Source organism: Candidatus Nanopelagicales bacterium (genome assembly GCA_028687755.1).
Lineage (GTDB): Bacteria > Actinomycetota > Actinomycetes > S36-B12 > S36-B12 > UBA11398.
Genome location: JAQTZL010000007.1, coordinates 5,001 through 19,276, shown reverse-complemented (window position 1 = coordinate 19,276; position 14,276 = coordinate 5,001). Strand labels below are relative to the sequence as shown.

Below are 14,276 nucleotides of genomic sequence, written 5' to 3'. Positions count from 1 at the left end.
GGTGTGCCATGTCGTACCTAAAGCTTCCTGTCCTGAATGAAACCGGTTTTGCGATCGTAGATTCGTACGATCAAGGCGCTGACCCACGTGAATGGGATGACCTCATTTACGTTGATTGGAAGTCCTCTGGAGACACTCGGTTTGCGCCGCTCGCTAGTGCCTACGGGGATATTGAATGTGATGGGTTCTGGAATCACACTCCGGCCAAGACCGACAAAGACGGTGTCTGGGTTAAGGAAAATGTTGCGATCGCTCCAATTTTGACTGAGCGTGCGTTGGCCTTTAATGCAAATATTGGCCGTTGCCGAGTCATTGAGTTGCAACCCAATACCTACGCCGATGCTGTGTATAACCTGCATCGTGATGACAACAATCGATTGAATCCTGAAGGCACAGGTTGGATCGTTCGGGCATTCTTCAATCTGACCGACGATGGTGAATCAGTCATGCTTCTGCGGGAAGACAAAGACGATCCTGCCACCGAAACTCGTGTCCCACTTCCTGCTGGTGCGCAGGTTGTCATCGATACACAGCGGCTGTATCACTCCGTGTGGCATCCAGGGGATAAGCCTCGTTATTGCCTGATCACATCCGTTGAGTCCGGTCCGCAGTTGGATCAGTGGATTCAGGCACGGCACCCACATACCAACGCACATGCCCCAGAACTAGATGCAGCATTTATTGCAGATGGGCAAGCGCAAGCCGAGGCCAAGCGTGCGGCGCGTGCGGCGGCTATCGCTGCGCAAGGCAAAGATCCAAGATTCGGCGACGGCACCATGGCGTTGGCAGAAAATGATGAATACGGCCAGGAAGTGATGTCTGAAGCATGACCAATGTTCCTTATGAGGCAGTACTCGATGCACTCGAAGCAGAAGCGATCCACATTTACCGTGAGACCGCTGCTGCATTTCGCAACCCTGTGTTGCTGTACAGCATCGGTAAAGACTCTTCAGTACTGCTGCATCTGGCGTTGAAGGCATTTGCGCCCGGCCCAATCCCTTTTCCAGTAATGCACGTTGACACCACCTGGAAATTTCAGGAAATGATTTCATTCCGTGATCAACGAGTTGAAGAGCTAGGCCTCGATCTCAAGATTGCAATCAACGAGCAAGGCGTTGCTGACAAGGTCAGTCCCTTTACTCATGGAACGCATGAATACACACGATTGATGAAGACTGTCGCGTTGCGTGAAGGCATTGATAAGTATGGCTTCGATGCTGCAATCGGTGGAGCTCGTCGAGATGAGGAGCGAAGTCGTGCAAAGGAGCGAGTCTTCTCATTGCGCGAGCCCGGACATCGTTGGGAGCCGCGTAAGCAGCGTCCCGAGTTCTGGCGCACGGCAAATACTTCTCTTGCCGAAGGCCAATCGATGCGAGTATTCCCGCTTTCGAACTGGACTGAACTTGATGTGTGGCGGTATATCCGTCGCGAGAACATTCCCATTCCTGGCTTGTACTACTCCAAGGAACGCCCTGTCGTTGAGCGCGATGGTTCCTTAATCATGGTTGATGACGAGCGTTTCCCTCTGCGCGATGGCGAAAAAGTGGAAATGCGTTCCGTTCGTTTCCGTACCTTGGGCTGCTATCCGCTCACCGGTGCTGTTGAGTCTGAAGCAGACAACATCGACGATCTCATTACCGAAATGGAAACATCTCGAATTTCAGAACGCGCTGGTCGATTAATTGACGGTGAAGGTGGCGGTTCGATGGAAGCCAAGAAGGCGGAGGGTTACTTCTAAATGTCCACCATCACACCAGTACTTCACTTGGTCACCTGTGGTTCAGTAGACGATGGCAAGTCAACGCTGATCGGTCGATTGTTGGTTGAAACAGAGAGTGTCCCTGTTGACCAACTTGAATATGCCAAGACAACGCGCCGCGGTGGATCAACCATCCCCGTCGGCGAAGTTGACTATTCACTCCTCACTGACGGCCTTGAAGCTGAACGCGAACAGGGCATCACGATTGACGTTGCTTACCGTCACATGAATTTGCCCAATGGTCGCCGAGTGCTGATCGCAGACGCACCTGGTCACGAGCAGTACACCCGCAATATGGCAGTTGCTGCCTCAAATGGCGATGTCGCAGTGTTGTTGGTTGACGCGGCACGAGGTGTGCGTCCGCAAACCTTTAGGCATCTCACTGTTTGTGCACTCATGGGTGTGAAGACAGTCATCATTGCGGTCAACAAGATGGACCTCGTGAATTTCGATCACGCTACTTTCGAAGAAATCGTGGGCACAATTCGAACTTCTGCTGCACGTCTTGATGTTGAGGAAGTGCTCGCTATTCCTATGAGCGCCTTCACGGGTGACAACGTCACGATCCAAAGTGAAGCGATGAATTGGTATCACGGGCCAACTCTGCTTGAAGCACTTGCGCAATGGGAGCCAGGAGCTGATCCCGTAGAAGGTGCCTTCCGTTTTCCAGTGCAATACGTCGTGCGCGCTGAAGGAAACTTCCGTGGTTATGCGGGCACTGTGGTGTCCGGTTCCGTCAAGCCTGGCGACTCAATTGTGGTGGCAGATTCAGGTCGTACCGCAATCGTTGATCGCATCGTTGCCTACGGTGGAGATTTAGCGGTTGCTGCTGCAGGTCAAGCCGTAACGCTCACGCTGGATCATGAAGTAGACGTCACTCGGGGTGATGTCATTGCCGGCGACGATCAATTGCAACCGGCTGATCGTTTTGCCGCAGATATGGTGTGGCTCAGTGAAGAACCACTTGCACATGGCCGTTCCTATTTGCTGGTTTCTGGATCTCGTTCGGTGCCTGCAACCGTCACAAATGTGCGTCATCGCCTTGATGTAGTTACGGGTCAGGAGCACGCCGCACGTGTGTTGGAAATGAACGGCATTGGTCGCGTGGAAATCGCAACCGATCGCCCGATTCCGATGGATCCATATTCAATTTCGCGAGACACCGGTGGTTTCTTGCTCGTTGACCGCGTCACCGCCGACACGGTTGCGGCAGGGTTGACCCGTCACGCCATGCGTCGTGCGTTTAACGTTGTTGCGCATAGTTACGACGTTGATCGTGAAGCTCGAGAGCTACTCATGGGGCATAAGGGCAAGGTCTTATGGCTCACAGGTCTACCTGGTTCAGGTAAATCGACGATCTCAGATGCGGCTGTACGCAAACTGCATGCACTCGGTGTTCACACGTACGTCCTCGATGGTGACAACGTGCGCATGGGCCTCAATAAGGATCTTGGCTTTACTCCAGAGGATCGAGCCGAGAATGTGCGCCGCGTTGCTGAAGTGGCAAAACTCATGATGGATGCTGGTGTCGTGGTGTTCGTGGCTTTGGTTTCGCCATTCCGGTCTGACCGTCGTGCCGCTAAGGAACTCTTCGATGCAGGCGACTTCCTCGAGGTTTACGTCGACACTCCTGTTGAAGTGTGTTCAGAACGTGATCCCAAGGGCCTATATGCCAAAGCTGCTGCCGGCAATCTGCCGAATATGACAGGAGCAGGCCAAGGGTATGAAGCTCCTGAGCATCCGGATCTCATTCTCCGCGGAGTTGGGGATCTTGACGCTGCGGCGAGCGAGTTGGTTCGTCACATCCTTGGTGAGTAATTCCCTCGTGGCGGCCTTCGATCTATGAGGGCTTGCGCATGACATACTCAGGGCCTTATGTCTGGACCGAACACCTCCTTTGACCCCAAGCAGGTCTCGGCGCTGAGCGCTGAATCTGTTGATGCTGTCGTTGCCGAAGCGCTCACCGCAATCGCCGGGGCAGCAAGTTTGGCTGATTTGAAAGAAGTGCGTTTGGCTCACGCAGGGGATCGCTCGCCGTTGGCTCTGGCGAATCGTGAGATTGGCGCGCTCCCTCCAGCCGCTAAGGCAGATGCGGGTAAACGCATGGGTATTGCTCGTGGGCAAATCAAGGATGCTCTCGATGCGCGCGAGGCTGATCTGCAAGCCTTACGCGATGCGCAAGTCTTGAATGAAGAAACAGTTGACGTCACCTTGCCCGTTGATCGCTCACCTCTGGGTGGTCGTCATCCGTTAACTACTTTGATGGAACGCATCTGCGATGTGTTCATTGCTATGGGATATGACGTTGCTGAAGGGCCAGAAGTCGAAGCCGATTGGGTGAACTTCGATGCACTGAATGTTCCACCTGATCATCCAGCGCGCACAATGCAAGACACGTTTTATGTTGAATCGCCAGAGAGCGGCGTTGTGCTGCGAACTCAAACTTCGCCCATTCAAATTCGTGCAATGCTCGACCGTGAAGTACCTATCTATGTTGTTGCACCGGGTCGCGTATTCCGAACAGATGAACTTGATGCGACCCACACACCGGTGTTTCATCAAGTTGAAGGTTTAGCTGTTGACCAAGGCCTGACAATGGCTGATCTCAAGGGAACGCTTGATCACTTTGCGCAAGAGATGTTTGGCGCGGGTATTCGCACCCGTCTGCGTCCCTCATATTTCCCGTTCACGGAACCCAGTGCGGAAATTGATTTGCAGTGTTTTGTTTGCCGAGGTGAATCGATCAGCAATCCAGATAATCCATGCAGAACCTGTGGCAGTGAAGGTTGGATTGAGTGGGGCGGCTGCGGCATGGTGAATCCTCGCGTTCTCACGGCTGTGGGAATCGATGCAACGAGGTATCGAGGTTTTGCTTTCGGTATGGGAATTGAGCGCACGTTGATGTTCCGTAATGGAGTGACCGACATGCGTGACATGGTTGAAGGCGACGTGCGCTTCACTCGAGCTTTTGGTTTGGAGTCGTAATGCGTGCCCCTGTGTCATGGTTACGAGAATTCGTAGCTATTCCCGCTGATCAAGACGGCCGTGCAATTGCTGAGAAGCTCATTAATGCTGGTTTGGAAGTTGAGACCGTCGAGACTCTTGGCGCAGGTGTTATCGGGCCTTTGGTTGTCGGACATGTTGTCAGCATTGAGGAACTCACGGAATTTAAGAAGCCAATTCGTTGGTGTCAGGTTGATGTCGGTACCGAAAATGGTGGAGTTCGCGGTGTCATCTGCGGCGCACGAAATTTCACTGAAGGTGACCATGTTGTCGTTGCGTTGCCGGGTACTGAATTGCCAGGTGGATTCAAGATTGCCCAGCGTGAAACATATGGAAAGCTTTCGGATGGAATGATTTGCTCGGCCCGTGAGTTGGGGCTTGGAGATGATCACGACGGCATCATGATTCTTGCGCCTGGAAATAGCATCGGTACAGATGCGAAGCCGATAGTTGGCGTTGGTGAGGAAATTCTCGACATTGCTGTCACCCCGGATCGCGGATATGCATTATCTATTCGAGGTTTAGCACGCGAACTGGCGATTGCTTATAAATTGAACTTCGTTGACCCAGGCCTGGAATTGGCTGACCTACCGGCGCCGTCAGGCAATGGTGCCCCGGTGTCTTGTGGATCTGATGATGAACAAGCCTGTGGCCTCTTCACTCTTCGCACCATCACAGGTTTCAACCCAGGTGCGCAATCACCTGCGTGGATGCAACAAAGACTTGTGGCTTGTGGCATGCGTCCTGTTTCGCTTGCGGTTGACGTGACGAATTACGTCATGCTTGAAATTGGTCAACCGCTGCATGCGTTTGATGTCAATAAATTGCAAGGTTCCGTACGCGCAGGTCATGTTGCTGATGGCACGGTGCTGGAAACCCTTGACCATGTTGAGCGAAAACTTAATAGCGATGATCTCGTCATCCTTGATGACCGCGGTCCTATCGGCCTTGCGGGCACCATGGGTGGTTTTGCTACTGAGATTGATGATCAGACAACGGCCATCGCCTTAGAAGCTGCACACTTCGACGATGGGTCTGTAGCTCGTATGGCGCGGCGTCATAAGTTGTCTTCTGAGGCCTCGCGTCGTTTTGAGCGCGGCGTGGATCGAGTGCTTGCCCCGTATGCGTCTGCTCGCGCTGCTGCATTGTTGTTGGAGTTTGGCGGCGGTGATTATGTCGGCATGACTGCCGTCGAAGCACCGTATGTTCAAACCCGTATTGAACTCAGTGCAGGTGAACCGGGTGCTATCGCTGGAATGGTCATTGATCAAGCGAGCGTTGTAAGTCTTCTTGAGGCAGTTGGTTGTGACGTGACCGCGAACGATGGCGTGCTCGATGTTGGCGTTCCAAGTTGGCGATCAGATATCACCGATCCCGCCAATCTTGTCGAGGAAGTTATCCGCCTTATCGGCTTCGACTCTGTTCCTTCACGTTTGCCCACAGCTGCAGTTGGACACGGGCTGACCTTGAGTCAGCGTCTTCGACGTCGAGTGGGCATGGCGCTGGCGGCTCGCGGAGGCGTTGAGGTGCTCAACTATCCGTTTGTCGGGGATGCAGAGTTTGATGCGTTGCGCATTGCCCTAAGTGATGATCGACGTTCATCGATTCGACTTGCGAATCCAATGAACGAGGAGCAGCCGTATTTTCGCGCATCTTTGTTGCCAGGTCTTATTTCGGCTGCCAAGCGAAACATCAGCCGTGGCAACGAGGATCTCTTCATTTTCGAACTCGGCTCTGTGGTGCGTAGCGGTCTAGGCAAATCAGTTGCCCGCCCTAGCGTCACTCAAAAGCCGACTGTCGATGAATGGAGTGGGCTCAATGCGATGCTTCCTCTGCAGTCGACTTCGGTTGCTGCGGTATTGGTGGGCGAAGAGTCCTTGCAAACATGGTCGAATGCTTCCCGTAGTTTCGACTGGGCTGATGCCATCGAAATCGCAAAGGTAATTGCGAACACCACCGGTGCCGAACTCGTAGTGACTCGCGGGTCTGATGATTCGTTTCACCCTGGTCGATGTGCACAACTGACGATCAACGCAACAGTGGTTGGGGTTGCCGGAGAGTTGCATCCTCGGGTAATCGAGGCTTGCGGGTTGCCGGCTCGGACATGTGCCATTGAAATGAATTTTGATGCGTTGGTATTCCAGTCTGTGAGCACAAGGCGAGCACCTGCCGTATCGGGGCAACCAGTAGCCAAGGAAGACATCGCACTGATCGTTTCCGACGATGTGGATACCGCAGCGGTGACTGCGGCGATCATTGAAGGCGCTGGGGAGTTGCTGGAGTCAGTGCGCCTGTTTGATATCTATCGTGGCCAGCAAGTTCCACAAGGTGCCCGCTCGTTGGCCTTTGCGCTCAGATTCAGAGCATCGGATCGCACTTTGGAAGCCACAGAGATCGCAGCAGCCCGTCAGGGCGCCATCGATCTGGCTGTCGCGCGCCATGGGGTGTCCCTGCGCGGTGCCTAGCTGAGGGTTACCCACCCAAAGAATGTATAAATATGCGCATATGCGTATACTTATGCCATGGTCAAGATCAGTGTTGCTGGAGCCTCGGGCTATGCCGGAGGAGAATTGCTCAGGCTTTTGCTGGCGCACCCTGAAGTTGAATTGGGGTGCATCGCAGCGGGTGGAAAAGCAGGGGAGCGCATCATTGATGTGCATCCAAATCTCGCTGGGCTCGCAGATCGCACTTTTGACCACACTGAAGTAAAGGCTCTTGCCGACGCGGATCTGACTTTCCTTGCACTGCCACACGGAGAAAGTGCTGCAATTGCCCAACAGTTGCCCGCTTCGGTTGCAATCGTTGATCTTGGTGCTGATTTTCGTTTAGCCAAGGCCGATAAGTGGGAGCAGTTTTATCAGTTGCCACACGCGGGCACGTGGACCTATGGGTTGCCAGAACTTGAAGGCAATCGCGAAAAGGTCAAAACGTCTACGAGAGTTGCAAACCCGGGCTGCTACCCAACTTCGGTTGCTCTCGCGCTTGCGCCGCTGTTTTCTGCTGGTCTGGTGGATAACGACGATGTATTCGTTGTGGCAGCTTCAGGAACATCAGGTGCTGGGCGTAAACCATCTGATTCGCTCCTGGCAACTCAGGTGATGGGTTCGATGAGTGCGTACAAGGTTGGCGGGCTACATCAACACACACCTGAAATGGAGCAGTCATTAAGCCGTGCGGCTGGCATCGATGTTTCATTGTCGTTTACTCCGCTATTGGCGCCGATGCCACGCGGCATCTTGGCGACCTGTAGCGCGAAGGTGAAGGCTGGAGTGAGTTATGACCAGCTTCGCGCCGCGCTGACTTCAGCGTACGAGGCTCAATCATTTGTCTCAATACTTCCCGAAGGTGTCCTCCCGCACACTTCATCGGTCTTCGGTACGAATGCCGCGCAGATTCAGCTGACATTTGATGAACATGTGCAGCGGGTGATTGTTGTGAGTGCGATTGACAATTTAGGTAAGGGTGCGGCCGGTCAAGCGGTGCAAAATGCCAACCTCATGCTTGGTTTTTCAGAGACTCTGGGTCTCACCACGAACGGAGTTGCACCATGAGTGTTACGGCTGCTCAAGGATTTGTCGCAGCGGGAGTGAAGGCTGGGCTTAAGGCTTCCGGGAATCATGACGTTGCGTTAGTGGTCAATCAAGGGCCGATGTTCACAGCCGCGGGTGTGTTCACCAGTAATCGTTTCAAGGCCGCTCCAGTGCTGTGGTCTCAGCAAGTATTGCTTGATCAAGAGTTACGGGCTGTGATCCTTAACTCTGGTGGCGCAAATGCGTGCACAGGGCCTGAGGGCTTTGCGGACACACATCACACGGCAGAGCACGTTGCTGCCGCGCTCAGCGCACTAGGAGTGGAGGTGGGTGCCGGCGAGATCGCTGTGTGTTCCACGGGGCTCATCGGCGAACGGTTACCCATGGACAAGATTCGCACGGGTATTGATGCGTGTGTGAATGAACTGACGAACGACGGTGGTGCGAATGCTGCGCTCGCCATTATGACTACTGACAGCGTCCCGAAAAAGAGCGAAAGCGCGGGCGTTGGTTATGTCATTGGTGGTATGGCAAAGGGTGCAGGAATGCTTGCTCCTGCGCTGGCAACCATGTTGGTAGTCATCACGACTGACGCAGTTATCGATGCTGACGTTGCTGATGAAGCACTTCGCGCCGCAACAGCATTGAGTTTTGATCGAATTGATTCCGATGGATGCATGTCGACGAATGACACGGTCCTATTGCTGGCCAGCGGAGCTAGCGGTGTGCAGCCTGATGCTCAGGAGTTCACATCTGTGCTCACACAGGTGTGCGCCGATCTTGCACAGCAGCTCATTCATGATGCCGAAGGCGCATCCAAAGACATCAAGATCACTGTTGAGCAAGCCGCGAGCACCAGTGATGCGCTCGAAGTCGCGCGTGCTATTTCGCGGAGCAACCTCTTGAAATGCGCAATTCACGGTGAAGATCCAAACTGGGGTCGGGTGTTAGCTGCTGCCGGAACGACAAAAGCGGCCTTTGATCCAGAGCGCGTTGATGTATCAATGAACGGCGTTTGGATTTGTCGCAATGGTGGGCTCGGCGAAGATCGTTCACTCGTGAGCTTGGCCAATCGCCAGGTGGACATCACTGTCGTGTTGCGATCTGGCGCGAGTGAAGCCACTGTGTGGACCAATGACCTAACCGCAGATTACGTACACGAAAACTCTGCGTACTCAACCTGAGAGGCACGACATGACTGACGTGAATCAAGCATCGTCAAAAGCGGCGGTACTTGCCGAAGCTTTGCCGTGGTTAGAACGTTTCCACGGTGCAACAGTTGTCGTTAAATATGGCGGCAATGCGATGACCGACGATGCATTAAAGGCAAGTTTTGCCGAAGATATTGTGTTTATGAGGTTGGCAGGATTGCGGCCAGTTGTTGTGCACGGTGGTGGTCCCCAAATTAATTCGATGCTCGAAAAACTAGGTGTCACCTCTGAATTCAAAGGTGGGCTACGGGTCACCACCCCAGAAGTGATGGACATTGTTGGAATGGTGTTGGTCGGTCAAGTGCAGCGGGAACTCGTTGGGCTCATCAATGATCACGGCCCATTTGCTGTAGGTATGTCAGGCGAAGATGCACACACGTTCATTGCAGAACGCCGTGATGCCACAGTCGATGGTCAGTTGGTGAATATTGGTCAGGTTGGTGACGTTACCGAGGTGCGCCCTGATTTCGTTGTAAAACTTCTTGATGATGGATTCATCCCTGTTGTATCAACAGTGGCTAGAGACATAGATGGCATGGTCTACAACGTCAACGCGGATACTGCTGCAGCGGCATTAGCGCAGGCATTGGGTGCGCAGAAATTCGTCGTTCTGACTGATGTCGAAGGCCTGTACGCGAAGTGGCCAGATAAGTCGTCAATCATTCGGCAAATTGATGTTGATGCTTTGCGGAAAATGCTTCCCACGCTGGAATCGGGCATGGTTCCAAAGATGGAAGCATGTGTTCGCGCAATTGATGGTGGTGTGCCACAAGCTCACGTCATTGATGGACGAGTAGCCCACTCAGTGCTTCTCGAAGTGTTTACTAACGATGGCATTGGCACGATGGTGTATCCGGTGCAAGCATGAGTTGGCAACAACGCTGGGACGCCAGCATGATGAAGAACTATGGGCAACCTCCCTTGATGTTGACTCGAGGTGCAGGTTCGCGTGTGTGGGATGACTCTGGGAATGAGTACGTGGATCTCATTGCAGGGATTGCAGTTAATGCGCTAGGTCATGGTCATCCGGCCCTCGTGAAAGCAATCACAGAACAGCTGAACACGATTGGGCACACCAGCAATCTCTACGCAACTGAACCCGGACTTGCATTGTCTGAGCGCCTATTGCAGTTAAGTCATGCTCCTGCAGGTTCACGAGTGTTCTTTTGCAACTCGGGCGCGGAAGCCAACGAAGCTGCGTTCAAACTCAGTCGTCTCACACAGCGCACCCACGTGGTGGTTGCTTCGGGCGGCTTTCACGGCCGCACTATGGGTTCCCTAGCTTTGACAGCTCAACCAGCCAAACAAGATCCGTTTAGGCCGCTTCCTGGCGAAGTCACGGTTGTTCCTTATGGCGACAGTGCAGCACTTCGAGCCGCCGTCACAAAGGAAACTGCTGCTGTATTCCTGGAACCAATTCAAGGTGAGGGTGGCGTTGTTGTGCCACCGGCAGGATATTTAGCCGACGCACGATCTGTCTGCGATGACACTGGTGCGCTCTTGATTCTTGATGAAGTGCAAACAGGTGTTGGTCGCACCGGCCATTGGTTTGCTTATCAAAGTACGGGAGTAATGCCCGATGTCGTGACGCTAGCAAAGGGATTGGGTGGCGGCCTTCCCATCGGTGCATTAATTGCTTTCGGTGACGCTGCAAATCTTTTCACTCCAGGATCACACGGATCAACATTTGGTGGAAATCCGATTTCGGCGCGAGCGGCTCTTGCGGTACTTGATGCGATTGAAGAAGAGCAGTTGCTGTCACATGCACAGGCCATGGGTGAACGTCTGGCAAATGAACTTCCTGCAGTATCCCAAGGGCATGTGTCGCATGTCCGTGGTGAAGGATTGCTCAGGGCTGCGGTGCTGACGGACATCGCAAGTGGTGACCTAGAACCATTGCTGCGTAAGCATGGATTGCTTACGAACGCAGTTGCTGGTGATGCAATACGCATGGCTCCAGCGCTCAACATCACCAATTCCGATATTGACGAAGTGTTGGTGCGTTGGGCTGGGGCAATTGCTGAACTAAGCGAGCAATCATGAGCGCACTCACAACAATGGCAGCACGGCGCTCACGTATTGAATCGCTGATTGAATCGGGCACCATCAGTTCGCAAGAACAGCTCCGTAGTGTTCTCGCAACAGAAGGTATGGAAGTTACGCAAGCCACGCTCAGTCGCGACTTAGAGGCGCTCGGGGCTGTGAAGACCCATGATGCTTCCTCTGGTTCACGGTATGTGATTTCGCGGAGTCCGGTGGTTACTCATCTTGCGGTTCCAACAACGATTAGTCGAGTTGTCACAGAAGTCCTTGTGGGTGCCGTTGCTGCACAGAACATTGCGGTGCTTCACACTCCACCGGGTGCAGCGCATTATCTGGCTGGCTATCTCGATCGCGCGCATTTCAATTCAATCGTTGGAACTGTTGCTGGCGACGACACGATTATGGTGGTCATGCACACTAATGAAGCGGCAGAGGAATTCTGTGCCAATCTACTTTCGCTTGCAGATCGTAAGTCTGACAGTGTTGATTTCAATGCAAAACAAAGGAGAACATCGTGACGCAAGCTCAGCCAACCAGACTCTGGGGTGGACGCTTCACCGATGGCCCGTCCGACGCCATGGCGGCATTAAGTCGTTCGGTGCACTTTGATTGGCGCTTGGCTCCTTATGACATTGCCCAGACACAAGCACATGCGAAGGTCCTTCACGATGCGAACTTGCTTACTGCAGATGAACTTGCTCTGGTAACCAATGCGCTGAGTGAACTCTTAATTCAGGTGCAGTCGGGCGAAGTTATTCCCGATGCAGACGACGAAGACGTACACACTGCTATCGAGCGTAATTTGATGCTCAAGCTCGGTGACCTCGGTGGAAAGCTACGCGCGGGTCGTAGCCGTAACGATCAGGTGTCAACGGATTTTCGTTTGTATTTGCGAGATCAGGTGCGCTATATCGCGCAAGAAGTCATTGCCTTGCAACAGGCTTTCCTTGAGCAAGCCAAGGCTCATGTCAATACGACATCGCCTGGATTTACACATCTTCAGCATGCACAGCCTGTTTCATTTGGTCACGAATTAGCCAAGCACGTGCATGCTCTCGGGCGCGATCTAGAGCGCTTATCTGATTGGGATAAGCGCACTGCGCGCTCACCACTTGGAGCTGGTGCGTTAGCGGGTTCTTCTTTGGGATTGAATCCGCAAAGTGTTGCGCAGGATCTTGGGTTTGACGAAGCACTAGCGAACTCAATTGACGCAGTAAGTGATCGAGACTGGGTCGCTGAATTCTTGTTCGTCGCGGCCATGATTGGCGTTCATCTTTCGCGCATTGGTGAAGAAGTAATTTTGATGACTTCGCGAGAATTTCAGTGGGCGCAACTTGATGATGCCTGGTCAACGGGTTCATCGATCATGCCGCAAAAGAAAAACCCAGATGTTGCTGAACTTGCACGTGGAAAATCTGGTCGCCTCATTGGAAATCTCACTGGATTAATGGCAACGCTTAAAGGCTTGCCTTTCGCATACAACCGAGATTTACAAGAAGACAAAGAACCAGTTTTTGATACCGTTGAACAGCTGTTGTTAGTACTTCCCGCAATGACAGGAATGATTGCAACGCTGAAATTCAACACCGAGCTCATGGCGCAATCTGCGCCCCAAGGCTTTGCCTTAGCAACGGATATTGCGGAATGGCTCGTGCGTGAGGGCGTAGCTTTCCGTGTTGCGCATGAAGTTGCAGGTGCGTGTGTACAACGAGCAGAGTCCTCAGGTATCGAGTTATGGGATCTCACTAACGAAGATCTGGCGCAGATCAGCGAACACCTCAATCCACAAGTACGTGAAGTGCTGTCAGTAGACGGTTCTCTCAATTCGCGTAACGCCTTTGGCGGCACTGCACCAGCACGTGTGGTCGAACAGCTCAGTGCTCTCGATTCAATGTTGCACAAGGAACGCTTGCGCTGGGGCTAACCAGAGTCCTTATGAGTCATTCGGTGTGCCCGGAGCACATTGGGGAAAGCCGTGCGTCAAGATGTTCCCGTGGACATCATCGAGGAATTGTTGTGGCGGGAACAGATTGCACAAAGCACCGATCTAGGTGCATTGCATGAGGCGCTGTCGGCAGGCTCGATAACCCTGTATTGCGGTTTTGATCCCACGGCTGCGAGCCTTCATTTAGGAAACCTGGCACAGATCCTGACTGTTCGTCGCTTTCAGCAGGCAGGCCACCGCCCACTCGCCCTCGTTGGTGGGGCGACAGGCTTAATCGGTGACCCAAAGATGACGGGGGAGCGCAATCTCAATTCCCAAGACATTGTTGAAGAATGGGTCGGTCGAATTCGTGGCCAGTTAGAACGCTTTTATGACTTTGACGGACCTAACGCCGCGATCGTGGTGAACAACTACGACTGGACAAAAGACATTTCAGTGCTGGAATTCTTGCGTGACATCGGCAAGCACTTCAGTGTCAACAGGATGCTTGATCGCGAAGCAGTGGCAGCACGTTTAGCTAAAGACGGAATCTCCTATACCGAATTCAGTTACCAGTTATTGCAGTCGTACGACTACCTAGAACTCTTTCGTCGTTACGGATGTGTATTACAAACGGGTGGTTCTGATCAATGGGGCAACATCACTGCGGGCGTAGATCTCATTCGACGTACTGAACAAACCTCGGTGTTTGCATTGACAACTCCGTTGATCACCAAGGCTGATGGTACGAAATTTGGTAAAACTGAATCCGGAACCATTTGGCTGGACCCAGCACTGACGAGTCC

The 14,276-nt window shown here is 53.1% G+C and carries 12 protein-coding genes (1 of these 12 only partly in view); all 12 read left to right on the top strand.

Annotation, left to right across the window (positions count from 1 at the left end):
- The first annotated feature begins 8 nt into the window (after nucleotides 1–8).
- Tightly spaced (at most 57 nt apart), the 12 genes in view from PHN51_09145 to tyrS form a layout consistent with a single transcriptional unit that may run on beyond the window.
- Nucleotides 9–830 carry a hypothetical protein gene (locus tag PHN51_09145; GenBank protein ID MDD2818941.1) on the top strand — a complete coding sequence of 274 codons (822 nt, stop codon included), beginning with the start codon at nucleotides 9–11 and terminating at the stop codon, nucleotides 828–830.
- On the top strand, nucleotides 827–1,738 hold the full coding sequence (gene cysD / locus PHN51_09140; protein MDD2818940.1) for a sulfate adenylyltransferase subunit CysD: 912 nt from the start codon (nucleotides 827–829) through the stop codon (nucleotides 1,736–1,738). Before PHN51_09145 ends, cysD begins: the two co-directional genes overlap by 4 nt.
- Complete coding sequence (gene cysC / locus PHN51_09135) at nucleotides 1,739–3,577, top strand: adenylyl-sulfate kinase (protein ID MDD2818939.1); 1,839 nt, start codon at nucleotides 1,739–1,741, stop codon at nucleotides 3,575–3,577.
- Nucleotides 3,578–3,634: 57 nt separating this feature from the next.
- The gene (pheS, locus tag PHN51_09130; GenBank protein ID MDD2818938.1) at nucleotides 3,635–4,744 is read left to right on the top strand and encodes a phenylalanine--tRNA ligase subunit alpha; all 1,110 of its coding nucleotides are present in this window, start codon (nucleotides 3,635–3,637) and stop codon (nucleotides 4,742–4,744) included.
- Nucleotides 4,744–7,227 carry a phenylalanine--tRNA ligase subunit beta gene (gene pheT, locus PHN51_09125; protein ID MDD2818937.1) on the top strand — a complete coding sequence of 828 codons (2,484 nt, stop codon included), beginning with the start codon at nucleotides 4,744–4,746 and terminating at the stop codon, nucleotides 7,225–7,227. Before pheS ends, pheT begins: the two co-directional genes overlap by 1 nt.
- A 57-nt stretch (nucleotides 7,228–7,284) precedes the next feature.
- Entirely contained in the window at nucleotides 7,285–8,313 is a 1,029-nt protein-coding gene (gene argC, locus PHN51_09120; protein MDD2818936.1) for an N-acetyl-gamma-glutamyl-phosphate reductase, read from the top strand.
- Nucleotides 8,310–9,476: a bifunctional glutamate N-acetyltransferase/amino-acid acetyltransferase ArgJ gene (gene argJ, locus PHN51_09115; GenBank protein MDD2818935.1), complete on the top strand. Its 1,167-nt coding sequence runs from the start codon at nucleotides 8,310–8,312 to the stop codon at nucleotides 9,474–9,476. The genes argC and argJ overlap by 4 nt, the downstream gene beginning before the upstream one ends.
- Before the next feature lie 10 nt (nucleotides 9,477–9,486).
- Entirely contained in the window at nucleotides 9,487–10,371 is an 885-nt protein-coding gene (gene argB / locus PHN51_09110) for an acetylglutamate kinase (GenBank protein MDD2818934.1), read from the top strand.
- Entirely contained in the window at nucleotides 10,368–11,546 is a 1,179-nt protein-coding gene (locus PHN51_09105) for an acetylornithine transaminase (GenBank protein ID MDD2818933.1), read from the top strand. Before argB ends, PHN51_09105 begins: the two co-directional genes overlap by 4 nt.
- Nucleotides 11,543–12,064 (top strand): arginine repressor, encoded by a 522-nt coding sequence (gene argR, locus PHN51_09100; GenBank protein MDD2818932.1) that lies wholly within the window; start codon nucleotides 11,543–11,545, stop codon nucleotides 12,062–12,064. The genes PHN51_09105 and argR overlap by 4 nt, the downstream gene beginning before the upstream one ends.
- Entirely contained in the window at nucleotides 12,061–13,470 is a 1,410-nt protein-coding gene (gene argH, locus PHN51_09095) for an argininosuccinate lyase (GenBank protein MDD2818931.1), read from the top strand. The genes argR and argH overlap by 4 nt, the downstream gene beginning before the upstream one ends.
- Before the next feature lie 51 nt (nucleotides 13,471–13,521).
- Nucleotides 13,522–14,276: the 5' portion of a tyrosine--tRNA ligase gene (gene tyrS, locus PHN51_09090; GenBank protein ID MDD2818930.1), read on the top strand. 538 nt of this gene lie beyond the right edge of the window; only the first 755 of its 1,293 coding nucleotides appear in the window; the start codon lies at nucleotides 13,522–13,524; the stop codon falls past the right edge of the window.

What these genes read in the sequence shown, in the direction of transcription:
- argC (MDD2818936.1), top strand. Translation starts at nt 7,285, where the DNA reads ATGGTCAAGATCAGTGTTGCTGGAGCCTCGGGCTATGCCGGAGGAGAA.
- cysC (MDD2818939.1), top strand. Translation starts at nt 1,739, where the DNA reads ATGTCCACCATCACACCAGTACTTCACTTGGTCACCTGTGGTTCAGTA.
- cysD (MDD2818940.1), top strand. Translation starts at nt 827, where the DNA reads ATGACCAATGTTCCTTATGAGGCAGTACTCGATGCACTCGAAGCAGAA.
- argJ (MDD2818935.1), top strand. Translation starts at nt 8,310, where the DNA reads ATGAGTGTTACGGCTGCTCAAGGATTTGTCGCAGCGGGAGTGAAGGCT.
- pheT (MDD2818937.1), top strand. Translation starts at nt 4,744, where the DNA reads ATGCGTGCCCCTGTGTCATGGTTACGAGAATTCGTAGCTATTCCCGCT.
- argR (MDD2818932.1), top strand. Translation starts at nt 11,543, where the DNA reads ATGAGCGCACTCACAACAATGGCAGCACGGCGCTCACGTATTGAATCG.
- PHN51_09105 (MDD2818933.1), top strand. Translation starts at nt 10,368, where the DNA reads ATGAGTTGGCAACAACGCTGGGACGCCAGCATGATGAAGAACTATGGG.
- argB (MDD2818934.1), top strand. Translation starts at nt 9,487, where the DNA reads ATGACTGACGTGAATCAAGCATCGTCAAAAGCGGCGGTACTTGCCGAA.
- pheS (MDD2818938.1), top strand. Translation starts at nt 3,635, where the DNA reads ATGTCTGGACCGAACACCTCCTTTGACCCCAAGCAGGTCTCGGCGCTG.
- PHN51_09145 (MDD2818941.1), top strand. Translation starts at nt 9, where the DNA reads ATGTCGTACCTAAAGCTTCCTGTCCTGAATGAAACCGGTTTTGCGATC.